The sequence below is a fragment of the Paraburkholderia sp. genome, assembly GCF_024281035.1.
Taxonomy (GTDB): domain Bacteria; phylum Pseudomonadota; class Gammaproteobacteria; order Burkholderiales; family Burkholderiaceae; genus Paraburkholderia.
Genome location: NZ_JAMXLH010000035.1, coordinates 1 through 23935, shown reverse-complemented (window position 1 = coordinate 23935; position 23935 = coordinate 1). Strand labels below are relative to the sequence as shown.

Sequence of the window (23935 nt, the reverse complement as noted above, 5' to 3'; positions counted from 1 at the left end):
ATCAGGAGCGGTAGTCGGCGTTGATGCTCACGTAGTCGTGCGAGAGGTCGCAGGTCCAGATCGTGGCCTGCGCATTGCCGCGGCCGAGCAGCACACGGATCAGGATCTCGCTCTTCTTCATGACGCGCTGGCCGTCTTCCTCACGATACGCCGGGTTGCGCCCGCCGCTCTTCGCGACGAGCACGTCGTCGAGATACAGGTCGATCTTGCCGACATCGAGATCCGTCACGCCCGCATAGCCGATTGCGGCCAGGATGCGGCCGAGGTTGGGATCCGACGCGTAGAAGGCCGTCTTCACGAGCGGCGAGTGGCCGATCGCGTAGGCGATCTGGCGGCATTCGGCGACGTCCTTGCCGCCTTCGACCTGCACGGTCATGAACTTCGTCGCGCCTTCGCCGTCGCGCACGATCAGCTGCGAGAGCGTCTGCGCCACTTCGGTCACGGCATCGCGCAGCGCCGCGTAGGCGGGCGAGTCCGTCGACGCGATGGCCGGCAGGCTCGACTTGCCCGATGCGACCAGCATGAACGAGTCGTTCGTCGACGTATCGCCGTCGATGGTGATGCAGTTGAACGAGCGGTCCGCGACGTGCTTCACGAGTTCGTCGAGCACCGGTTGCGCCACGTTCGCATCGAATGCGAGGAAGCCGAGCATCGTCGCCATGTTCGGCTTGATCATGCCCGCACCCTTGCTGATGCCCGTGAGCGTGACCGTGTGGCCGTCGATCACGACCTGGCGCGACGCGGCCTTCGGCAGCGTGTCGGTGGTCATGATCGATTGCGCCGCGTCGTACCAGTTCGCGGCCTTGCGGTTCGCGAGCGCGGCAGGCAGACCGGCCTTCAGGCGGTCGATGGGCAGCGGCTCCAGAATCACGCCGGTCGAGAACGGCAGCACCTGCGCGGGCTCGATGCCCGCGAGACGCGCGAGTTCATCGCAGGTCGCGCGAGCGTCGGCAAGACCGGGCTCGCCCGTGCCCGCATTCGCGTTGCCCGTGTTGATGACGAGCGCGCGGATTCCCTTGCCGCCGCCGCGCACCTTCGCGAGATGCTCGCGGCACACCGTCACCGGCGCCGCGCAGAAGCGGTTTAGCGTGAACACGCCCGCGACGCTCGCGCCTTCGTCGACGGAAATCACCAGCACGTCCTTGCGGTTGGGCTTGCGGATGTTGGCTTCAGCCCAGCCAAGCGTCACGCCGGCGACCGGATGAAGTTGCGCGGGATCGATCGAGGGAAAATTGACAGCCATGGTAGCGACCTGTCGAAAAGGCAATGCCGACCGAGGCGCTTACAGCCTGGCCGGCATTGGGAATCAAAAGGCAAGGCCCGGACACGAAGTCCGGGCCACGGAATCAACTGCAAGGTCAACCGCGGGGCCGCATGAAGCTAACAGCGGCTAACGGCGGCGCGCATCGTTCGTTCGGTACGTACGGTGCGCGCGCCGCCCGGCATCACGCGATCTTGCCGTGGCACTGCTTGTACTTCTTGCCGCTGCCGCACGGGCACGGATCGTTGCGGCCCACCTTCGGCATGGTCTGGCCGTCCGGCGCGGCGGCGTGCGCGTGGCTCATGGCCGCGCCGACCATCGCCGCAGCCGCGTCGGCTGCAACCGGCGCCGCCGCCACTGCATCGGCTTCGGCGAATTCGGCGTGGCGGAACTCGACATTCTCGAGATGACCGCCCTGCTCGTCCAGCTGCTCGGCGGCCTCTTCGAGCTGCTCGGGCGACTGAATCTGCACGTTCATCACGATCTTCGTGACTTCGTTCTTCACGGCGTCGAGCATCGCGGCGAACAGTTCGAACGCCTCGCGCTTGTATTCCTGCTTCGGATTCTTCTGCGCATAGCCGCGCAGATGGATGCCCTGGCGCAGATGGTCGAGCGCAGCGAGGTGTTCGCGCCAGCTGCGATCGAGCGTCTGCAGCATGACCGAGCGCTCGAATGCGCTGAACGATTCGCGTCCGACGAGCGCGACCTTTTGCTCGTAGGCTTCGTCGGCGGCGGCGAGCACGGCTTCGAGAATCTCGTCGGCGTCGATCGACGACGACTCGTTGATCATCTCCTGAATCGCCAGGTCGAGCTGCCACTCGTTGCGCAGCACTTCCTCCAGCTCCGGCACGTCCCACTGTTCCTCGATGCTGCCCGCGGGCACGAACTCGCGCACGAGTTCGGACATCACGCCGTGACGCATCGCGCCGATGGTTTCGGTGATGTCGTGCGCTTCGAGCAGTTCGTTGCGCTGCTGGTAGATCACCTTGCGCTGGTCGTTCGACACGTCGTCGTATTCGAGCAGCTGTTTGCGGATATCGAAGTTGCGGGCTTCGACCTTGCGCTGCGCCGACTCGATCGAACGCGTGACGATGCCTGCCTCGATTGCCTCGCCTTCGGGCATCTTCAGGCGGTCCATGATCGAGCGCACGCGGTCGCCAGCGAAGATGCGCAGCAGCGGGTCTTCGAGCGACAGATAGAAGCGCGACGAACCCGGATCGCCCTGACGGCCCGCACGGCCGCGCAGCTGGTTGTCGATACGGCGCGACTCGTGGCGCTCGGTGCCGATGATGTGCAGACCGCCCGCGGCCTTCACCTGATCGTGCAGCGTCTGCCATTCGTCGTTGAGCTGCTGGACGCGGCGCGCCTTTTCGTCGTCGGCGAGCGATTCGTCGGCTTCGATGAACGACGCCTGCTTTTCGGCGTTGCCGCCGAGCACGATGTCGGTACCGCGGCCCGCCATGTTCGTGGCAATCGTGATGCGTTGCGGACGGCCCGCTTCGGCGACGATCGCAGCTTCCCGCGCGTGCTGCTTCGCGTTGAGCACTTCGTGCGGCAGCCCGGCCTTCGTGAGCAGGTCGGAGAGCAGTTCCGAGTTCTCGATCGACGTCGTGCCGACCAGCACCGGCTGGCCGCGCTCGAAGCACTCGCGGATATCGCGGATCACGGCGTCGTAGCGCTCTTTCGCGCTCTTGTAGATCTGATCCTGCTTGTCAGCGCGCTTGGGCACGCGGTTCGTCGGGATCACGACGGTTTCGAGGCCGTAGATTTCGTTGAATTCGTACGCTTCCGTGTCGGCGGTGCCGGTCATGCCCGACAGCTTTGCGTACATGCGGAAGTAGTTCTGGAACGTGATCGAGGCGAGCGTCTGGTTCTCGCTCTGGATCTTCACGTGTTCCTTCGCCTCGACGGCCTGATGCAGACCGTCCGACCAGCGGCGGCCGGACATCAGACGGCCAGTGAATTCGTCGACGATGATGACTTCGCTGTTCTGCACGACGTAGTGCTGGTCCTTGAAGAACAGCGTGTGCGCGCGCAGGGCCGCGTACACGTGGTGCATCAGCGTGATGTTCTGCGGCGCGTAAAGGCTTTCGCCCTCGCCGATCAGGCCCCACTCGGAGAGCATGCGCTCGGCCTTCTCGTGACCGGACTCCGTGAGGAACACCTGGCGGCCCTTTTCGTCGAGCGTGTAGTCGCCCGGCTTTTCGACGCCCGTGCCGTCGGCCTTCTCTTCGCCGATCTGGCGCTCGAGCAGCGGCGGCAGCGCATTCATGCGCACGTAGAGTTCGGTGTGATCTTCGGCCTGGCCGGAGATGATGAGCGGCGTACGCGCTTCGTCGATCAGGATCGAGTCCACTTCGTCGACGACGGCGAAGTTCAGCGCGCGCTGCACGCGCGCGTCGGTCTCGTAGACCATGTTGTCGCGCAGGTAGTCGAAGCCGAACTCGTTGTTCGTGCCGTACGTGATGTCCGAGCTGTACGCCTGCTGCTTCATGGCGTGGTCCATCTGCGACAGGTTGACGCCGACGCTCAAGCCCAGGAAGTTGTAGAGGCGGCCCATCCATTCGGCGTCGCGCTGCGCGAGGTAATCGTTCACCGTCACGACGTGCACGCCGCGCCCGGAGAGCGCGTTCAGGTAGGCAGCGAGCGTTGCGACGAGCGTCTTGCCCTCGCCCGTGCGCATTTCGGCGATCTTGCCGTAATGGAGCACCATGCCGCCGATCAGCTGGACGTCGAAATGGCGCATCTTGAGCACGCGTTTGCTGGCCTCGCGGCAGACCGCGAAAGCCTCCGGCAGCAGCTCGTCGAGCGACGCGCCGTTCGCTACGCGCTCGCGGAACTCAACGGTCTTCGCGCGCAGTTGCTCGTCGCTGTACTGCTCGATCTGCGGTTCGAGCGCATTGATCGCCGCGACCGTCTTCTGATATTGCTTGATCAGGCGCTGATTGCGGCTGCCAAAGATTTTCTGTAAGAAACCGGTGGTCATCGGATCGGTGTCTGCGTCGCGGCTTCGGTCGGGATTCGTGCGTGGTTTTCGGCGTTCAACCTGCCAAACCTGCGGCTGCACCCGAATCGGAAAGACCTCGGCGGCTTAAGCCCAAAATGGTGGATTCGAATCGGGCATTTTAGCACGCACCCTCATGCCCGCTTGTGTCAGCGGCGAGACGAGATGGCGCGCCAAATGCCCGCACGGAAAGCCTCCCGGCTGTGTGGCCCCGCCTGCTGGCAGGTCCGGGCCAGACGGCCGGAAGGCGCGTGGGCGCTTGCCGTGCAAGCTACAATGGCGGCAATTGCACGTGACTTTACGTGTGCGCCCGTCCTCTTCCCAACATGAGCCGCTTCTCGCCATTTTCAAGGCCGTCTGCGCCGCGCTACGCCCAGCCCGTGGGCGAACTGCTGAGTCGCACCGACGCGTTCGCGCCGCTGCGCGCCGGCGTCGAGCAGATGGCGGCGATGCAGCGCGACCTCGAAGCACTGCTGCCCGAATACCTCGCGGCCAGCGTGGAGCCGGGCTTCATCAAGGACGGCAAGCTCGCACTCTTCACCGCCCATAATGCGCTCGCGGCGCGGCTGCGGCATCTGGAACCGCGACTCGTTGCCGATCTGCAGGCGCGCGGCTGGCCGCTCGATTCCGTGCGGATTCGCGTGCGTCCGCAGTCGGTCAAGGAAGCGAAACCGCCCAAGCAGGCGCGCATGACGCCGGTCGGCGCGGCGGCGCTGCAGGCGCTCAGCGAGGAATTGCCGCCTTCGCCGCTGCAAATCGCGCTGGCGAAAATGGCGGCGCGCCATTCGAACAAGCGCTGATCCGCGCTATCCGGTTGTGCTGCGATAGCGGCACGCGGCGAGGCGAGCGGGAATTGAAGCGGCGAGAACTGAAGCGCTGAGAACCGAAGCGCTAAAAATGAAAAAGGGCGGCATGATGCCGCCCTTTTCGCTGATCGTCTGACGCGTTCGCGCTCAGGCGAATGCGGTCTGCGCTTCGTAGCCGAAGCCGCGCGGCGCCTTGTGCATGTCGTCGAAGGTGACGATCTCGTAAGCGTCTTCGTGTTTGAGCAATTCGCGCAGCAGCAAGTTGTTCAGGCCGTGGCCCGACTTGTACGCCGTGTACGACGCGAGCAGCGGGTGCCCCACCACATAAAGGTCGCCGATGGCGTCGAGCATCTTGTGCTTCACGAATTCGTCGTCGTAGCGCAGGCCGTCGTTGTTCAGGATGCGGTACTCGTCGAGCACGATCGCGTTGTCCATGCTGCCGCCGCGCGCAAGGCCCAGCTCGCGCATCATTTCGACCTCATGCGCGAAGCCGAACGTGCGGGCGCGCGCGATTTCGCGCACATACGACGTGTTGGCGAAATCGACTTCGAGCGCCTGGCCCGTCTTGTCGACAGCCGGATGGCGAAAATCGATCGTGAACTTGAGCTTGAAGCCGAAATACGGATCGAGGCGCGCAAACTTGTCGCCCTCGCGGATTTCCACGGGCTTCTTGACCTTGATGAATTTCTTCGCGGCGTTCTGCTCTTCGATTCCTGCCGACTGGATCAGGAACACGAACGAGGCCGCGCTGCCGTCCATGATCGGGATTTCTTCGGCGGTCACGTCGACGTAGAGGTTGTCGATGCCAAGGCCCGCGCACGCGGACATCAGGTGCTCGACAGTCGATACGCGCGCGCCGTCTTTTTGCAGCACCGACGCGAGACGCGTGTCGCCAATCGACATCGCCGACGCGGGAATATCCACCGGAGTCGGCAAATCCACGCGCGAAAACACGATGCCCGTATCCGGCGCAGCCGGACGGAGCGTCAAGTCGACTTTGCGGCCCGAGTGCAGGCCGATGCCGACCGTTTTCACGATCGATTTGATGGTTCGCTGCTTCAACATAACTCTGCCCATTGAAAATCCCAATCGGGACTTTTTAACTAATAGCGCGAATTATACTCCAGATATAGGGTTTTCGCTGTTTCCCCCGGCGTGACAATCTGTTTCCCGCTATTACGTCAGCGGGAAAAACAGCGGAGCCGATGTCCGAAACGGAGGCGTTTTCGGTCATCGGCCCGCCGGGTGCGACGTAATGGCCCGTCACATTTGCGCCGTCGGCTCGTTGCGCTGCGGCAACGTGTCGCCGGTCGAAGCGCTCATTCGGGCCTCAACGTTGCGTGGATGTTCGACACATCCTTTACTTCGAACTTGCCGGGTGCTTCGACATCCAGCGTCTTGACTACACCGCCGTCGACCACCATTGCGTAACGCAGGGAACGAATGCCCATGCCACGCGCCGACAAATCCTGCTCCAGACCAAGCGCCCGGGTGAATGTTGCACTGCCGTCGCCCATCGTGCGTACCTTGCCCGCGGTACGCAGATCGCGTCCGCACGCGCCCATCACGAACGCATCGCTAACCGACACGTACCAGATTTCGTCGATGCCGACCGGGGCAATCGCCTCGGCCCACTCGACGTATCCCAGCACCTGTCTCGCCGAAGTCGCGGGCGTGAATGCACGCGGCAATCCGAAGATCACCACGCATTTGCCCGCCGCCTCTTCGCGCACGCTCAGGCTTTTCGGCCCCTGCGTGCAGCCTTCGTGCATGTCCTCGACGAATTCGTGGAGGTTCACGTCCGGCAGCGATTCACCCAGTTTGATCACTACTCGTCCTGCTACGCGTCCTTCGCATCGGTGCGCCAGCGTTCAATGCGCGATATCCCGCCATTATCTGCCATCAGGCTTTCAGGATCGTCAGACGGCATGCCGTCCTCGCTGCTCGCATAAAACGCAGCGGGCAACCGGCCCTGCCGTTCGTCCTCGCGGACGCGGCCCTGCTGGCCTTCATAGCGACGCTTCGCGCGCGTCGGCCGGAGCTGGCGCATGTCTGCCTGACGACCGGAGCAGGCGTGCCGACCGGAGCTGTGCTTCAACGCTCACTCAGGTCCCACATCGCTCACCCGGATCTCGCCGTGCTCACTCCGGCCTGGCCGCACCGCACGCTGGTCCCATGTACGCCAGTCCTCAGTCCGCCTGCTTGCGCAGGAACGCCGGGATATCGTACGTATCGACGCCCTTTTCCTGCAGCGCCTGAACGTGCGAAGCCGCGGTGTCGCGCGACGTGCGCCACACAGCCGGCGTATCGAGCGCGCCGTAATCGGCCGTCGTGCCCGCCGAGGACTGCGGTGCGTACGTCTGCATCGCCGGAACCGGATGGTTGTCCGTGCCGGTGCGCAGCAGCGTCATCGGCGCCGCCGACTGCTGCTTCTTCGCCGCGCGGCCGAGGCCTGTTGCGACCACCGTCACGCGCAGCGCGTCGCCCATCGCGTCGTCGTACACCGCGCCGAAGATCACCGTGGCGTCTTCCGCCGCGTAGCTCTTGATGGTGTTCATCACTTCGCGCGTTTCCGACAAACGCAGCGAACGGCTCGACGTGATGTTGACGAGCACGCCGCGCGCGCCAGACAGATCGACGCCTTCGAGCAGCGGGCTCGCCACGGCCTGTTCGGCTGCGAGGCGCGCGCGATCGACGCCGGCAACCGTCGCCGTGCCCATCATCGCCTTGCCCTGCTCGCCCATCACCGTCTTCACGTCTTCGAAGTCGACGTTCACGAGACCGTCGACGTTGATGATTTCGGCGATACCGGCCACTGCGTTGTTCAGAACGTCGTCCGCGCACTGGAAGCACTTGTCCATCTCGGCGTCATCGCCCATCACGTCGAACAGCTTGTCGTTGAGCACGACAATCAGCGAGTCGACGTGATCCTCCAGTTGCTGCGCACCGGCCTCTGCCACGCGCATACGCTTGCCGCCTTCGAACTCGAACGGCTTGCTCACGACGCCAACCGTCAGAATGCCCATTTCCTTGGCGATCTGCGCCACGACCGGGGCTGCGCCCGTGCCGGTGCCGCCGCCCATGCCCGCGGTGATGAACACCATGTGCGCGCCGAGCAGTGCGTCGGCGATGCGCTCGCGTGCTTCTTCAGCCGCCGAGCGGCCCATTTCCGGCTTCGCACCGGCGCCAAGGCCAGTGTTGCCGAGCTGGATCACGGCCGATGCGCGCGAACGCGAAAGCGCCTGCGCATCCGTGTTCATCACGATGAAGTCGACGCCCTGAACGCCGCGGTTGATCATGTGCTGCACGGCATTGCCGCCAGCGCCACCTACGCCCACCACCTTGATGATGGTGCCGTTGGTTTCCGTTTCCAGCATCTGGAATTCCATGTTGCCTCCGTCAAGAAAGAGATACCGCTCTTCGGCCGTTATCCGCAGGAAGATCGGGCAACCTTCCTGTGCGCGCCAGCCGCCGTCACCGGCGCGTATTCTCATCTGTTAATCACTTGTTTCCCGCTTTTTCACTGCTTGTTCCCTGCTTTTTCACTGCTTTTTCACTTCTTGTTTCCAGCCCTGCCGTCAGAAGTTGCCGAGGAACCAGTCCTTCATCCGCGAGAAGACCTGGCCCATCGATCCCGACTGCACTGCAACCTTGCGACCGCGCATGCGCTGCGAGCGGCCTTCCGCGAGCAGGCCCATCGCCGTCGAGTAACGCGGATTGCGCACGACGTCGGCGAGACCGCCCGCATACTCCGGCACGCCGATGCGCACCGGCTTGAGGAAAATGTCCTCGCCGAGTTCGACCATGCCCGGCATCATCGCGGCGCCGCCCGTCAGCACGACACCCGAGCTCAGCAGTTCTTCGTAACCCGACTCGCGCACCACCTGCTGCACGAGCGAGAAAAGCTCTTCCACGCGCGGCTCGATCACGGCCGCCAGCGCCTGGCGCGACAGCGTGCGCGGACCGCGCTCGCCGAGCCCCGGCACTTCGATCATCTCGTCCGGGTCGGCCAGCGCCTGCTTCGCGATGCCGTAGCTCACCTTGATGTCTTCCGCGTCGGGCGTCGGCGTGCGCAGCGCCATCGCGATGTCGCTCGTCACCTGGTCGCCCGCGATCGGAATCACCGCCGTCTGGCGAATCGCGCCTTCACTGAAAATCGCGATGTCGGTCGTGCCGCCGCCCACGTCCACCAGCACGACGCCCAGTTCCTTCTCGTCTTCGGTCAGCACCGCGAGCGACGACGCCAGCGGCTGCAGGATCAGATCGTTCACTTCGAGCCCGCAGCGGCGCACGCACTTCACGACGTTCTGGGCCGCGCTCACCGCGCCCGTGACGATGTGCACCTTCACTTCGAGACGGATGCCGCTCATGCCGATCGGCTCGCGCACATCCTCCTGGCCGTCGATGATGAATTCCTGCGTGAGGATGTGCAGCACCTGCTGGTCGGTCGGGATGTTGATCGCCTTCGCGGTCTCGATCACGCGCGCGACGTCCGCCTGCGTGACTTCCTTCTCCTTGATCGCGACCATCCCGCTCGAATTGAAGCTGCGGATATGGCTGCCCGCGATGCCGGTAAACACGTTCGTGATCTTGCAGTCCGCCATCAGCTCCGCTTCTTCGAGCGCGCGTTGAATGGACTGCACCGTGGCCTCGATATTCACCACGACGCCCTTCTTGAGCCCCTTCGATTCGCTCTGGCCGAGTCCGATCACCTCGTAGTGACCTTCGCCCTTCAACTCGGCGACAACGGCCACCACCTTCGACGTCCCGATGTCGAGGGAGACCAGCAGATCTTTGTAGTCTTTACTCATAGCGTGCTCGTTGCGTGTGATGTGCTGTTACTTCTTGCCGGTGGCCGTGTCGCTGATAAAGCGCATGCCGGCCGCTCGAATCGCAAATCCATTCGGATAGCGCAAATCCGCATACTCGACGTCTTCCCCCCAACGTTGCGTGACCGCCGCCCATGCCGCGATGAGCCGGCGCGAGCGCTCCCCGAGCGTATCCGCGTTGCGCTCGCGGCCCAGTTCCACCTGCGTGCCGTTCGAAAGCTTTACGGTCCATGCGTAGCGCGGCGAGAGCGTCACTTCGTCCGGGGTAAGGCCAAGCGGTGCAAACCATTTGACGAAATCGCGGTAACGCGCAACGACCTCTTTCGCACTGCCTTCAGGACCGTCGAACGCCGGCAGCTCCTCGTCGAGTTCGGCCTGGTTCGCGGTGAACAACTCGCCGTCCGTGCTCACGAGCTGATCGCTGCCCCAGGTGGCGATCGGCTTGTACTCTTCGAGGTTCACCGCCAGCGCGTTCGGCCACACGCGGCGCACGCTCGCGTGGCGCACCCACGGCATCTGCTCGAATGCCTGGCGCGCGGCATCGAGATCGACGGTGAAGAAGTTGCCTTTCAGACGGCCCACCACGCTCGCGCGTACGGTCGGCGCATTGATGTGATCGGTGTCGCCCTCGATGCGGATTTCGCGCAGCGCAAAATTCGGCCGCTGCACCAGCCAGAAACCACCGGCCACCAGCAATGCGAGCGCGAGAAGCGCATGCATGGCATTGGCGGCGAGGTTGAGCTGGCGTACGTTATTCCACATGTCGAGATTGTTGCGTCAATTGGCTTAATTCAATTCGTCGGTAAAGGTCCGTTAGTGGCGTCAATCCTTCAACGTAAGCGCGAGCACCTGCACGACCAGGTCCTGATACGGGATGCCGATGGCGCGCGCCGCCTTCGGCGGCAGCGAGTGATCGGTCATGCCCGGCGCCGTGTTCACCTCGAGGAAATACGGGTTGCCCGCGCCGTCGATCATGAAATCGGCACGGCCCCACTCGGTGCAGCCGAGCACCTCGAACGCACGGCGCGCGAGCTTTTTCAGGCGCGCCTCTTCCTCCGGCGCCACGCCGCAAGGAATCAGGTATTGCGTGCTGTCGAGCAGGTACTTCGCGTCGTAGTCGTAGAATTCGCCCGCGGGCACGATCTTGATGAGCGGCAAGTCGAGGTCGCCCGCGATGCACGCGGTGTACTCGCCGCCGCCTTCGATGCTCTTCTCCACCAGCACGATCTTGTCGAACTTCGCGGCCTCTTCGAGCGCCGGTGCGAGTTCGTCGGCGGTCTTCACCTTGATGACCGCGACGCTGGAACCCTCGCACGCCGGCTTCACGAAGAGCGGCAGGCCGAGCTTCGCGACGATAGCCGGCGACTTCGCCGCGTAGTCGTCGTCGCGCAGCACGGTTTCGAACGGCGGCGTCGGAATACCGAGCTGCTGCCACACGAGCTTGGCGCGGAATTTGTCCATGCCGAGCGCCGAGCCGAGCACGCCCGTGCCCGTGTAACGGATGCCCTCGAAGTCGAGCGCGCCCTGGATCTGGCCGTTTTCGCCATAGCCGCCGTGCAGCGCGTTGAACGCGCGCACGAAGCCCTCTTCCTTGAGCGCCGAAAGCGGCCGCTCGGACGGGTCGAACAGATGTGCGTCGATGCCTGCGCCACGCAGCGCTTCGTACACGAGGCGGCCGGACTTGAGCGAAACCTCGCGTTCGGCGGACACGCCGCCGAACAACACCGCCACCTTGCCGAACCGCTTGGGATCAATGCCGCTCATCTCACACCTTCTCTTCGTGGGCAGCGACGCGACCCGGCACACTGCCGATCGACCCCGCGCCCATCGTGATCACCACATCGCCGTCGCGCACCATTGCGGCCAGCGCGTTCGGCACCTCATCCACCGTTTCGACGAACACCGGCTCGACCTTGCCCGCCACGCGGATCGCACGCGCGAGCGCGCGGCCATCGGCGGCGACGATCGCCGCTTCGCCGGCGGCGTAGACATCGGTCAGCACGAGCGCATCGACGGTCGACAGCACTTTGACGAAATCCTCGAAGCAGTCGCGCGTGCGCGTATAGCGGTGCGGCTGGAACGCGAGCACGAGACGGCGTCCTGGAAACGCGCCGCGCGCCGCGGCGATGGTCGCGGTCATCTCCACCGGGTGATGGCCATAATCGTCGATCAACGTGTAAGTGCCGCCGCCGTTGACCGCAATTTCGCCGTAGCGCTGGAAACGTCGGCCCACGCCGTTGAATTCGGCGAGCGCGCGCTGGATGTCCACATCCTTCACTTCGAGTTCGCTCGCAATCGCAATCGCGGCCAATGCGTTCTGGACATTGTGCGTACCGGGAAGGTTCAACACGATGTCGAGCGACGGCGCGTCTTCGCGCATCGCCGTGAAGTACATCTTGCCGTCGCGCGCGACGACGTTGACCGCGCGCACCTGCGCCTCGGGCGCGAAGCCGTAACGGATGATCGGCTTCGAGACGAACGGCAGGATCTGCTTCACGTTCGGGTCGTCGACGCAGAGCACCGCGATGCCGTAGAACGGCAGCCGGTGCGTGAATTCGATGAACGCCTGCTTCAGTCGCGCGAAGTCGTGCCCGTAGGTGTCCATGTGATCGGCGTCGATGTTCGTGATGACTTCGATCACCGGCAGGAGATTGAGGAACGACGCATCCGACTCGTCGGCTTCCGCGACGATGAAGTCGCCCGTGCCGAGCCGTGCGTTCGCGCCCGCGCTGATGAGGCGCCCGCCAATCACGAAGGTCGGATCGAGTCCGCCCGCGGCGAGCACGCTCGCGACGAGCGACGTGGTCGTGGTCTTGCCGTGCGTGCCCGCAATCGCAATGCCCTGCTTCAGGCGCATGAGTTCCGCGAGCATCACCGCGCGCGGCACGATCGGCACGCGCAGATGGCGCGCCGCGAGCACTTCGGGGTTGTCGCTGCGCACGGCGGTCGAGACGACCACGGCGTTCGCGCCTTCGATGTTCTGCGCGTCATGGCCGATGGCGATGCGCGCGCCGAGCGCGGCGAGACGGTCGGTGACCGCGTTCTTCGTGAGGTCCGAGCCGCTGACCTGATAGCCGAGCGTGACGAGCACTTCGGCAATGCCGCTCATGCCCGCGCCGCCGATTCCGACGAAATGAATATGTTTGACGATGTGTTTCATTGCTTTCCTCCCGGACTGGCACCGGCCACGGCCGCGCAAATGCTTGCGACCTGATCGGCGGCGTCGGGTTTCGCGAGCGCGCGGGCGCGCCCAGCCATTTCTGCCAGCGATTGTCTGGTTTGTTGCCGCAGCCATCCGGCGAGCGATTCCGCCGTCAGGTCGCGTTGCTGCACCACGCGCGCCGCGCCCTTGTCGGCGAGGAATGCGGCGTTGGTGGTCTGGTGGTCGTCCACGGCGAACGGGAACGGCACGAAGCACGCCGCCACGCCCACCGCCGCGATCTCGGCCACGGTCATCGCACCCGAGCGGCAGATCACGAGATCCGCGTCCTCATAGGCACTCGCCATGTCATCGATGAACGGCACGAGCCGCACCGCGTCGTCGGATGCTGCCGGATCGAGCAGGCCCGCTTCGATGTAGTTGGCCTTCAACGCGTCGATGTGCTTCGCACCGGCCTGATGCACGACGCGCGGACGCTCGTCTTTCGCGATGAGCGCGAGCGCGCGGGGCACCACGTCGTTGAGCGCCTGCGCGCCGAGGCTGCCGCCGACGACGAGCACGCGCAGCGGACCGCTGCGTGCCGCGTAGCGCGCCTGCGGCTCGCCGACGTGTTCGAGTTCCTCGCGAATCGGATTGCCGGTCCACTCGGCGTGCGGCAGTGCGCTGGGAAACGCGACGAGCACGCGTTTCGCAAGCTTCGCCAGCACCTTGTTGGCGAGGCCCGCAATCGAGTTCTGCTCGTGCAGCACGAGCGGCGCGCCCGAAAGCGCGCTCATCACGCCCGCCGGGAACGTGATGTAGCCGCCCATCCCGAGCACGACATCGGGCTTCACGCGCGCGAGCGCCGCGCGGCTCTGCGTGAATGCGCGCAGCAGGTTGAGCGGCAGCATCAGCTTCGTCTTGATGCCCTTGCCGCGCACGCCGCCGAAGCGCACGAATTCCATCGGAATGCCGTGCTTCGGCACGAGCGTCGCTTCCATGCCTGCGGGATTGCCGAGCCACACGACGCGCCAGCCCCACGACTGCATGCGGTGCGCGACCGCGAGCCCGGGGAACACATGTCCGCCCGTGCCGCCGGCCATCACCATGAGCGTGCGGTTCATACCTTCCCCCCACGCATCAGCACGCGATTTTCGTAATCCACGCGCAACAGTAGCGCGACGGCGACGCAGTTGAGCAGAATGCCCGAGCCGCCGTAGCTCACGAGCGGCAGGGTGAGACCTTTGGTCGGCAGCAGGCCGAGGTTCACGCCCATGTTGATGAACGCCTGCGCGCCGAACCACACGCCGATGCCCTTCGCGACGAGCCCCGCGAATGTGCGGTCGAGCGCGAGCGCCTGGCGGCCGATCTCGAACGAGCGGCGCACGATCCAGTAGAACAGCAGGATCACGATCAGCACGCCGACAAAACCGAGTTCCTCGCCGATCACGGCGAGGATGAAGTCGGTGTGCGCTTCGGGCAGATAGTTGAGCTTCTCGACGCTGACGCCGAGCCCGACGCCGAACCACTCGCCGCGCCCGAACGCGATCAGCGAGTGCGTGAGCTGATAGGCCTTGCCCTGCGCGTAGCGGTCGTCCCACGGATCGAGATACGCGAAGATCCGCTCGCGCCGCCAGGGCGATGCCCACACGAGCAGCGAGAACGTGCCGACCGCCGTCGCGACGAGGCCGCCGAACAGCTTGCCGTTCACGCCGCCGAGAAACAGCACGCCCATCGCGATCGCGGCGATCACCATGAACGCGCCCATGTCGGGTTCGAGCAGCAGCAGCGCGCCGACGACGCCGACCGCGAACGCCATCGGCAAAAAGCCCTTGGCGAAGCTGTGCATGTATTCCTGCTTGCGCACCGTGTAGTTCGCCGCGTAGATCGTCACGGCGAGCTTCATGATTTCCGACGGCTGCATGTTGGTGATGCCGAGCGGAATCCAGCGGCGCGCGCCGTTGACGCCCTTGCCGATGTGCGGAATCAGCACGACGACAAGCATTGCGAGCACGATGATGAAGAGCTTCGGCGCGTAGCGGTCCCACGTCGAAACGGGGATGCGGAACGCGATCAGCGCCGCGATCCCGGCGACCACAAGCGAAATGAGGTGGCGCAAGAGGAACGCGTAGTCGTGATACGAGGCGTACTTCGGCGAATCGGGCATGGCGATCGACGCCGAATACACCATCACGACGCCGAGCCCGAGCAGTGCGATCACGGCCCACACGAGCGAGTGGTCGTAGTCCAGCATGCGCGAGCGCGCGGGCCGCACGCCGCTGACGACGCTCGCAAGCCCGCTCGCGCGCGCCGCCGCGCCGCCCGATGTGCCACTCGACGCACCGTCCTGGCCGCCACGCTCGCCGAGGAATCGCGAACCGAACCGTTCGGACCAGCTCATATCATCGTCCCCCGTTCAGCGGCGATTTCCTCGACCGTGTCGTGGAACACGGCCGCGCGATGGGCGTAGTTTTTGAACATGTCGAGGCTCGCGCACGCGGGCGAGAGCAGCACGACGTCGCCGGGTTGCGCGAGCGCCGTGGCGGCGCGCGTCGCGGCTTCGAGCGTCGGGTGATCGTCGATGACGATGCCCGTCGACTCCAGCGCGGCGCGAATCTGCGGCGCGTCGCGGCCGATCAGCATCACCGCGCGGCACCAGCGCGCGACCGGAGCCGCGAGCGGTTCGAAGTCCTGGCCCTTGCCGTCGCCGCCCGCGATCAGCACCGTGCGCTGCGCGAGGCCGTCGAGTGCGGCGACCGTCGCGCCGACGTTCGTGCCCTTGCTGTCGTCAACGTAGTCGATGCCTTCGATCGACGCGATCAACTCCACCCGATGCGGCTCGCCGCGATAGTCGCGCAGGCCGTGCAGCAGCGGCGCGGCAGGCAGGTCGATCGCGCGCGTGAGCGCAAGCGCCGCCAGCGCGTTCGCCGCGTTGTGCAGGCCGCGAATGCGCAGCGCGTCCGCAGGCATCAGACGCTTGATGCCGAGGTTCGCGGGCGCGCTTTCTTGCTGCTTGCGGCGGCGCGCGGAAACCGGTTCGTCCGTCGCGTCGCGGTCATACGCCTGCACGAGCCACAGCATGCCGTTCTCGCGTGACAGGCCGTAGTCGCCATCGCGCTGCGGTTCGTCGACGCCGAAGGTCACGGCGGTCACGGCGCGCGCAGCGCTGTCGGCCACGGGCGCGAGCGCCATCACGCGCGCGTCGTCGCGGTTGAGTACGCGTGTGGTTTGCGGCCCGAAGATGCGGCCCTTCGCGGCGGCGTAGGCATCCATGCCGCCGTGCCAGTCGAGGTGATCCTGCGTGATGTTGAGGACGGTGGCCGCGTCCGGAGCGAACGTTTGCGATGTCTCAAGCTGGAAGCTCGACAATTCGAGCACCCAGATATCGGGCAGCGCGGTGTTGTCGATTGCGTCCGCAAGCTTGTCGAGCATCGCCGGGCTGATGTTGCCCGCGACCGCGACGCGCTTGCCCGCGCGCTCGCAGAGCATGCCCGTGAGGCTCGTCGTCGTGGTCTTGCCGTTCGTGCCGGTGATCGCGAGCACCTTCGGCGTGTAGCCGCTCTCGCCGAGATGACGCAGCGCCTGAGCGAAGAGTTCGAGTTCGCCCCAGACATCGATGGCGCGCTCGCGGGCGGCCGCGATCAGCGGCACGAGGTCGGCGGCAAGCGGCGAAAGACCCGGGCTGATCGCGACGAGATCGACGCCGTCGAGCAACGCGGTCGAAAACGCCCCGCCGATGAAATCGGCGTCGATGCCGCATGCGGCGAGTTCGGGCAAGCCGGGCGGCGCCACGCGCGTGTCGGCAATGCGCAGGCGGCAACCGTGCCTGGCGCACCAGCGCGCCATCGCGAGGCCCGATTCGCCGAGCCCCAGCACGAGCACCATCGGCTTTTGCCGATCCCGAAACTTCTCGCCAAACATCGCTTGATTCCCTTGGTTACTTACCCGTTGGACTGCTTGTGTAGCCTGCTGACTCAGCGCAGCTTGAGCGTGGACAGACCGAACAGACACAACATCAGCGTGATGATCCAGAAACGCACGACGACCTGCGTCTCCTTCCAGCCTGACAATTCGAAGTGGTGATGCAGCGGCGCCATCTTGAAGATGCGGCGGCCTTCGCCGAAACGCTTCTTCGTGTACTTGAACCATGTGACCTGCAGCATCACGGAGAGCGTTTCCGCGACGAAAATGCCGCCCATGATGAAGAGCACGATCTCCTGGCGCACGATTACGGCGATGGTGCCGAGCGCGCCGCCGAGCGCGAGTGCGCCCACGTCGCCCATGAACACCTGTGCGGGATACGTGTTGAACCAGAGAAACGCGAGCCCGGCCCCGCCCATCGCCGAGCAGAAGATCATCAGCTCGCCCGCGCCGGGAATGTGCGGGAACAGCAGATACTTCGAATACACCGAGCTGCCCATCACATAGGCGAACACGCCGAGCGAGCCGCCGACGAGCACGACCGGCATGATGACGAGACCGTCGAGGCCATCGGTGAGATTGACGGCATTGCTCGCGCCGACGATCACGAAATACGTGAGCGCGATGAAGCCCCACACGCCGAGCGGATAGCTGATCGACTTGAGGAACGGCAGCAAGAGGTCGGCGCGCGCGGGCAGGCCGATCGAAAAACCGCTTCGGACCCACGCCATGAAGAGGTCGAACACGCGTACGTTGCTCGCCTCGGACACGCTGAACGCGAGATACACGGCCGCGAAAAGACCGATCACCGACTGCCAGAAATACTTCTCGCGCGAAGACATCCCGCGCGGATCCTTGTAGACGACCTTGCGATAGTCGTCCACCCAGCCAATCATGCCGAAGCCGAACGTGACGAGCATCACGATCCAGATGAAGCGGTTCGTGAGATCGCCCCAGAGCAGCGTGGATACCGCGATGCCCATGAGGATCAACACGCCGCCCATCGTCGGCGTGCCCGATTTCACGAGGTGCGTCTGCGGACCGTCCGTGCGGACCGCCTGGCCGACCTTCATCTCGGTCAGCTTGCGGATGACCCACGGGCCGCAGAAAAGTCCGATCGCCATCGCGGTGATGGTCGCCATCACCGCACGGAACGTCAGATAACTGAACACGCGCAAGAAGCTTGCGTCATTCTGCAGCCATTGCGCCAGCGCCAGTAGCATGCCTTGGATTCCTTCGTATTTCAGTGCGCGCCGGATTTGGCATCCGGCGCAGGATTGTGCGGATTCGTGAGTGCCGCCACCACGCGTTCCATCTGCATGAAGCGCGAGCCTTTCACGAGTAACGTTGCGCCGGAACCGTAACCGGCCGCCGAGAGCGCATTCACCAGTTCGCCGACACCGGCCGCATGCAGCGCGTTCGCGCCGAATGCCGCCGAGGTGTCGCGCGCGGCGTCGCCGAGCGTGTAAAGCGCGTCGATGCCGCGCTCTTTCGCATACGCGCCCACCTCGCGGTGAAACGCCGGACCGTCGTCGCCGACTTCGCCCATGTCGCCGAGCACCAGCACGCGCGGTGCGGCGCACTGCGCGAGCACGTCGATCGCCGCGCGCACGGAGTCCGGGTTCGCGTTGTAGGTGTCATCGATCACCGTGGCGCCCGCAAGTTCCCCGAGCAGCGCATGTTTCACCTGCAAGCGCCCTTTCACCGGCACGAACGCTTCGAGCCCGCGGCGGATCGCGTCGAGCGAAACACCGGCTGCGAGCGCCGCCGCCGTCGCGGCAAGCGCGTTGTGTGCGTTGTGCGCGCCGAGCACCTGCAGTTCGACTTCGAGATGCCCGTCCGGCGTGGCGATGGAGAGGCGATTGCCCGCGAGTTTGTCCGCGCGCTTGCCCGTGACAGCGGCATCGACCGCGCGCTCGTCGGTATGAAGCGCAAAATCGAGCACCCGCGAGCCGGTCGCGGCGATGTGCCAGAGGCCCGCGTACGCGTCATCGGCGGGAAACACCGCGACGCCTTCGGGCTTCAAGGCGTGGATCACGCTCGCGTGTTCGAGCGCGACAGCTTCCACCGTCGCCATGAATTCCTGATGTTCTCGTTGCGCGTTGTTGATCACCGCGACAGTCGGCTCCGCGAACTGTGCGAGCAACTCCGTTTCGCCCGGATGGTTCATCCCGAGTTCCACGACGGCGAGGCGATGTGCACCGGACAGGCGCAGCAGCGTGAGCGGCACGCCGATATCGTTGTTGAGGTTGCCGGCCGTCGCGAGACGAGCTGACTCGCCGACTGCCGCAGCGAAGATCGACGCGATCATTTCCTTGACGGTCGTCTTGCCGTTGCTGCCCGTCACCGCGACGAGCGGCAGCGCGAAGCGCCGCCGCCAGCCGAGCGCGAGCGCGCCGAGCGCCGTGCGTGTGTCGCCCACGCGCAGCGCCGGAATGCGCCAGTCGCCGGGACTGCGCGACACCAGCACCGCGCTCACGTGGCGGTTCGCGACTTCGGGCAGGAATTCGTGCGCGTCGAACCGCTCGCCCTTGAGGGCAACGAACAGATCGCCGGGACCGGCCGTGCGGCTATCGGTCGACACGCGCTCGAACGTGGCGTGCTCGTCGCCCAGCACACTCGCACCCGGAATCAGCGCTGCCGCTTCGAGCAGGGAAAACATCGTCATTCACCGCCTCCGCGCCCGTGCGTGGCACGGGCAGCGAGAGCAAGCCGCGCGTGGTCCTGGTCGGAGAACGCACGCTTCTTGCCCATGATTTCCTGAGTCGCCTCGTGCCCCTTGCCGGCCAGCACGACGACGTCTTCGCGCGCCGCGCCGCGCACCGCTTGCAGGATCGCGCTCGCGCGGTCCTCGACACGGCGCGCGTGCTCTACATCGCGCATGCCGCCGACGATCTGGTCGATGATCGCGGCAGGCGATTCGCTGCGCGGGTTGTCGCTCGTCACGACGACCTGGTCGGCCAGACGCTCGGCGATGGCGCCCATCAGCGGACGCTTGGTCGCGTCGCGGTCGCCGCCGCAGCCGAACATGCACACGAGCTGGCCGCCGCGCGCCGCTGCAATCGGGCGCAGCGCTTCGAGCGTTTTTTCGAGCGCGTCGGGCGTGTGCGCGTAATCGATCACGACGAGCGGCTCGTCATGGTCGACGCGGCCGCCCAGGCGCTCCATGCGGCCGTTCACGGGCTGCAGCTTCGCCAGTTCGCCGAGCGCCGCGACGAGCGGCACGTTCGCTACGAGCAGCGCGCCGAGCACGCCCAGCAGGTTGCTCACGTTGAAGAGGCCGAGCGTCTCGACTTCGACTTCGGCTTCGCCCCAGTCGGAGGTTTCGAGGTGGAACGCCGTGCCCGTAGCCGTCGCGCGCACATTCGAGGCGCGCAGCGAGGCATCGGCGACCGGCGCTTCGGCAGCGGTCGTCGCCACGCTATAGGCGATCGTGCGCGCGTGACCGCGCGTCGATGCGATCAGGCGGCGGCCCGCTTCGTCGTCGGCGTTGATCACTGCCGCGCGCAGGCCGGGCCAAGCGAAGAGCCGCGCCTTCGCGGTCTCGTAGGCCGCGAACGTGCGGTGATAGTCGAGGTGATCCTGGGTGAGATTCGTGAAGATCGCCACGTCGAACGACGTGCCGTCCACGCGCCCCTGATGCAGCGCGTGCGACGACACCTCCATCGCCACCGCGCGCGCGCCGGATTCGCGCAGCTGCGCAAGACTGCGCTGCAGTTGCGGCGCGTCGGGCGTGGTGAAACCGGTATGCACGAGCTGGCCGGGAAAACCGCTGCCGAGCGTGCCGACGATCGCGCACTTCTGGCCGATTGCCGTGAGCGCCGAGGCAACCCACTGGCTGCACGACGTCTTGCCGTTGGTGCCGGTCACGCCGACCATCAGCATCGTGTCGCTCGGGTCGCCATACCAGCCGCTCGCGATCTCACCGGCCAACATGTCGAGCTGCGGCACCGCGAGCGACATCGATTCATCCGGCTGGCCCGCGAACCCTTCCGGCTGATAAAGAATGGCGGCCGCGCCGCGTTCGATCGCGTTATCGATGTGCGCGCGATTGTCAGCGCCCTCGACGGCATAGGCGACGAACACGTCGCCCGGCTTCAAACCGCGCGTATCGGCGTGCAGGGCGGCCTGCGGCGCGGCGTGCGCACGCAGCCACGCGAGTGCGTCCGCGATCTGCTGGTGCGCGGGGTGCCGGTTGCGCATGGCGCTCATCGGACGACTCCTGGGCTGTTCCTGGCGTTCTCGGCGACGGTCAGGCGTCGCGCCGTTGCGGCCGGTTTCCTTGCCGCATTCGCTGCGGCATTCGGTGCAGCAATCGGGGTGGCTACTGCGCGCTTGTCCGGCGCGGCGACGGCTGCACCGGAAGCCGGCGTGTTCGAAGCCGTATCGCGTGCGGTGTCGTCGGATACGACGAGCTGCTTGACGGGCATGTCGGGCGGCACGTTCAGCGAGCGCAGCGTGTCGCCGGCGATCGCCGAGAACACCGGGCCCGACACCGCGCCGCCGAAGTGGCTGCCGGCAGTCGGCTCGTCGATCGACACCGCGACGACGATGCGCGGATTGGGCATCGGCGCCATGCCGACGAACGACGCGCGGTACTTCGACTTGTCGTAGCCGTGGGCCTCATGTTTGTACGCGGTGCCCGACTTGCCGCCCACGCGATAGCCGGGCACGGCTGCAGCCGGCGACGTGCCCTGGGTCGACACCACGCTTTCCAGCATCGTGCGCACTTCGCGCGCCGTGGTCGGCGAGAACACCTGCGTGCCGGCCACGGGCTGATCGTCGCCCGGGTGGCGGAAGATCGTGACGGGCAGGATCTGGCCGTCGTGGGCGATCGCCGTGTACGCGCGCGCAAGCTGGAACAGCGACACCGAAAGGCCGTAGCCGTACGACATCGTCGCCTGTTCGATGCGGCGCCAACTTTTCCACGGACGCAGGCGGCCCGCCGCCGCGCCGGGGAACCCGACCTTCGGCGCCTGACCGAGTCCGATGCTCGTGTACATGTCCCACATTTCTTCGGGCTTGAGCGTCATCGCGATCTTGGTCGCGCCGATATTGCTCGACTTCTGGATCACGCCGCCCACCGTGAGCACGCCGAATGCGGCGTCGTCGGTGATGGTCGCGCCGTCCAGCGTGAAGTGACCGGGGCCCGTATCCACCAGTGTAGTCGGCGAGACGCGGTGCAAATCCAGCGCGAGCGACACCGTGAACGGCTTCATGATCGAGCCCGGCTCGAACACGTCGGTGAGGATGCGGTTGCGCAACTGCTCGCCCGTGAGGTGCGAGCGGTCGTTTGGGTTGTAGGTCGGGAAATTGACGAGCGCGAGCACTTCGCCCGTGCGCACGTCGACGACCATCGCCGCGCCGGCTTTCGCCTTGAACTTCTCGATGGCGGCCTTCAGGTTCGACCAGGCGATGTACTGGATCTTGCTGTCGATCGACAGACGCACGTCCTGCCCGTCGTGCGGCACGACCTGCTCGTCCAGATCCTCGACGACGTGACCCATGCGGTCCTTGATCACGTGACGGATGCCCGGCATGCCTTCGAGAATCTTCTGGTTGCTGAGCTCGACGCCTTCCTGACCCTCGTCCTCGACGTTCGTGAAGCCGATCAGGTGAGCGGTCACCTCGCCTTCCGGATAGAAGCGCTTGTATTCGTTGCGCTGATAGACGCCCGGAATGTCGAGCGCCGCCACTTTGGCGGCGACCTCGAGCGGCACCTGGCGCTTCACGTAGACGAAGTTTTTATCCTCGGAGAGCTTCTTGCGCAGATCGGTTGTCGACATGTCGAGCAACTGGCCGAGCTGCGTGAGCTTGTCGGCGCCGAGATCGTCGGGCACGTCTTCGGGAATGGCCCAGATGGCGCGCACGGGCAGGCTCGTCGCGAGGACGAGCCCGTTGCGGTCGAGGATCTTGCCGCGCGTAGCGGGCAACTCGACCGTGCGCTGATAACGGCTTTCGCCCTGCTTCTGGTAGAACGCGTTGCCCGGGCCCTGGATCCAGAACGCGCGCGCGGCAAGCGCGACGAACGCCATGAACAGCAGGAACACGACGAGCTTCGAGCGCCACATCGGCAGGCGCACGGACAGGATCGGATTCGACGAAAAGGCGACGCTCTTGCGGCTATTGCCCTTTTTCATCGCGTGCCTCCGCGACGGCTGGGGGGAGCGGCCGGGGCGGAGGCCGGCGCCGACGTGGGCACCGGCGCGTCCGAAGCGGTAGTCGCCCCGGGCGCGAGAGTCAGGTATTGCGTGCGTCCGGTCGCGACGGCCTGCATCTTGAGTGAATCGGTGGCGATCTGTTCGATGCGCGATGTCCTCGACAGCGCGCTCTGCTGATACTGAAGTTGTGCGTAGTCCTGCTGGAGCTGGCGCTCCTGCGACTGCGCACGCTGCAGCTGGATGAAGATCTGGCGCTGCTGATTGGTGGCGTTGACGACCGACAACGCACAGCCCATCACGACGATCAGCAGGAAGATATTCAGGCGGTTCATGGCGCGACGCGCTCCGCAATGCGCATCACGGCCGAGCGGGCGCGCGGGTTCGCGGCGACTTCGGCGTCGCTCGCGAACACGCGGCCGAGCAGCTTGAGCGGCGGGCTCGGCAGATCGACTGCGCGGATCGGCAGACGGCGGTCAACGGCGGGCGCGCTCGCATGCGCCTGCATGAACCGCTTGACGATCCGGTCTTCGAGCGAATGAAAGCTGATGACCACCAGCCGCCCCCCCTGCTCCAGCGCGGACAACGCTGCTTCTAGAACGACTTGCAGCTCCGCAAGCTCTTGATTGACGTGAATCCGTATAGCCTGAAAGGTGCGGGTTGCCGGGTCCTTACCCTTCTCACGGGTTTTGACGACGTTAGCCACGATTTGGGCAAGCTCGCCCGTGCTGTCGAGAGGCCCGAGACGGTCGGACTCTGCCCGGCGAGCAACAAGCGCCTTTGCAATCTGAAAAGCAAACCGTTCTTCCCCATAATC

At 65.5% G+C, this 23935-nt stretch carries 20 protein-coding genes; 1 reads left to right on the top strand and 19 read right to left on the bottom strand.

The features are described from left to right. Nucleotide 1 precedes the first annotated feature (1 nt). Entirely contained in the window at nt 2–1243 is a 1242-nt protein-coding gene (gene argJ, locus Q0L30_RS12635) for a bifunctional glutamate N-acetyltransferase/amino-acid acetyltransferase ArgJ (RefSeq protein WP_296655427.1), read from the bottom strand. Between the two features lie 202 nt (nt 1244–1445). Next, on the bottom strand, nt 1446–4247 hold the full coding sequence (secA, locus tag Q0L30_RS12630; protein WP_296655425.1) for a preprotein translocase subunit SecA: 2802 nt from the start codon (nt 4245–4247) through the stop codon (nt 1446–1448). Between the two features lie 344 nt (nt 4248–4591). On the opposite strand from secA, the gene Q0L30_RS12625 reads away from it, so the two are divergent. Beyond that, nucleotides 4592–5065, top strand: coding sequence for a DUF721 domain-containing protein (locus tag Q0L30_RS12625; RefSeq protein ID WP_296655601.1), 474 nt, complete (start codon nt 4592–4594; stop codon nt 5063–5065). A gap of 153 nt (nt 5066–5218) precedes the next feature. On the opposite strand, the gene lpxC is transcribed toward Q0L30_RS12625, so the two are convergent. The 17 genes from lpxC to mraW form a co-directional block, all read right to left on the bottom strand. Next, a complete protein-coding gene (gene lpxC, locus Q0L30_RS12620; RefSeq protein ID WP_296655422.1) occupies nt 5219–6136 on the bottom strand; it encodes a UDP-3-O-acyl-N-acetylglucosamine deacetylase in 918 nt (305 codons plus the stop codon). A gap of 254 nt (nt 6137–6390) precedes the next feature. Beyond that, nucleotides 6391–6900 carry a redoxin family protein gene (locus Q0L30_RS12615; protein ID WP_296655419.1) on the bottom strand — a complete coding sequence of 170 codons (510 nt, stop codon included), beginning with the start codon at nt 6898–6900 and terminating at the stop codon, nt 6391–6393. A gap of 11 nt (nt 6901–6911) precedes the next feature. Next, complete coding sequence (locus Q0L30_RS12610; protein ID WP_296655417.1) at nt 6912–7169, bottom strand: hypothetical protein; 258 nt, start codon at nt 7167–7169, stop codon at nt 6912–6914. 91 nt (nt 7170–7260) lie between these two features. After that, on the bottom strand, nt 7261–8460 hold the full coding sequence (ftsZ, locus tag Q0L30_RS12605; protein ID WP_296655598.1) for a cell division protein FtsZ: 1200 nt from the start codon (nt 8458–8460) through the stop codon (nt 7261–7263). 189 nt (nt 8461–8649) lie between these two features. Further along, a complete protein-coding gene (gene ftsA / locus Q0L30_RS12600) occupies nt 8650–9882 on the bottom strand; it encodes a cell division protein FtsA (RefSeq protein ID WP_296655414.1) in 1233 nt (410 codons plus the stop codon). 27 nt (nt 9883–9909) lie between these two features. Next, entirely contained in the window at nt 9910–10662 is a 753-nt protein-coding gene (locus Q0L30_RS12595; protein WP_296655412.1) for a cell division protein FtsQ/DivIB, read from the bottom strand. A gap of 60 nt (nt 10663–10722) precedes the next feature. After that, entirely contained in the window at nt 10723–11664 is a 942-nt protein-coding gene (locus Q0L30_RS12590) for a D-alanine--D-alanine ligase (protein WP_296655409.1), read from the bottom strand. A gap of 1 nt (nt 11665) precedes the next feature. Then, the gene (gene murC, locus Q0L30_RS12585; RefSeq protein WP_296655406.1) at nt 11666–13060 is read right to left on the bottom strand and encodes a UDP-N-acetylmuramate--L-alanine ligase; all 1395 of its coding nucleotides are present in this window, start codon (nt 13058–13060) and stop codon (nt 11666–11668) included. After that, entirely contained in the window at nt 13057–14163 is a 1107-nt protein-coding gene (murG, locus tag Q0L30_RS12580; protein WP_296655402.1) for an undecaprenyldiphospho-muramoylpentapeptide beta-N-acetylglucosaminyltransferase, read from the bottom strand. Before murG ends, murC begins: the two co-directional genes overlap by 4 nt. Then, nucleotides 14160–15440: a putative lipid II flippase FtsW gene (gene ftsW / locus Q0L30_RS12575; RefSeq protein ID WP_296655400.1), complete on the bottom strand. Its 1281-nt coding sequence runs from the start codon at nt 15438–15440 to the stop codon at nt 14160–14162. The genes murG and ftsW overlap by 4 nt, the downstream gene beginning before the upstream one ends. Then, nucleotides 15437–16960: a UDP-N-acetylmuramoyl-L-alanine--D-glutamate ligase gene (murD, locus tag Q0L30_RS12570; protein ID WP_296655397.1), complete on the bottom strand. Its 1524-nt coding sequence runs from the start codon at nt 16958–16960 to the stop codon at nt 15437–15439. The genes ftsW and murD overlap by 4 nt, the downstream gene beginning before the upstream one ends. Before the next feature lie 53 nt (nt 16961–17013). Next, on the bottom strand, nt 17014–18183 hold the full coding sequence (gene mraY / locus Q0L30_RS12565; protein ID WP_296655396.1) for a phospho-N-acetylmuramoyl-pentapeptide-transferase: 1170 nt from the start codon (nt 18181–18183) through the stop codon (nt 17014–17016). 20 nt (nt 18184–18203) lie between these two features. After that, nucleotides 18204–19628, bottom strand: coding sequence for a UDP-N-acetylmuramoyl-tripeptide--D-alanyl-D-alanine ligase (gene murF, locus Q0L30_RS12560; RefSeq protein WP_296655393.1), 1425 nt, complete (start codon nt 19626–19628; stop codon nt 18204–18206). Beyond that, complete coding sequence (locus tag Q0L30_RS12555; RefSeq protein WP_296655390.1) at nt 19625–21172, bottom strand: UDP-N-acetylmuramoyl-L-alanyl-D-glutamate--2,6-diaminopimelate ligase; 1548 nt, start codon at nt 21170–21172, stop codon at nt 19625–19627. The genes murF and Q0L30_RS12555 overlap by 4 nt, the downstream gene beginning before the upstream one ends. Beyond that, the gene (locus tag Q0L30_RS12550) at nt 21169–23100 is read right to left on the bottom strand and encodes a penicillin-binding protein 2 (RefSeq protein WP_296655386.1); all 1932 of its coding nucleotides are present in this window, start codon (nt 23098–23100) and stop codon (nt 21169–21171) included. Before Q0L30_RS12550 ends, Q0L30_RS12555 begins: the two co-directional genes overlap by 4 nt. After that, entirely contained in the window at nt 23097–23453 is a 357-nt protein-coding gene (gene ftsL / locus Q0L30_RS12545) for a cell division protein FtsL (protein ID WP_293042888.1), read from the bottom strand. Before ftsL ends, Q0L30_RS12550 begins: the two co-directional genes overlap by 4 nt. After that, on the bottom strand, nt 23450–23935 hold a 486-nt coding region (mraW, locus tag Q0L30_RS12540; RefSeq protein WP_296655380.1), incomplete at its 5' end, for a 16S rRNA (cytosine(1402)-N(4))-methyltransferase. The genes ftsL and mraW, both read right to left, overlap by 4 nt.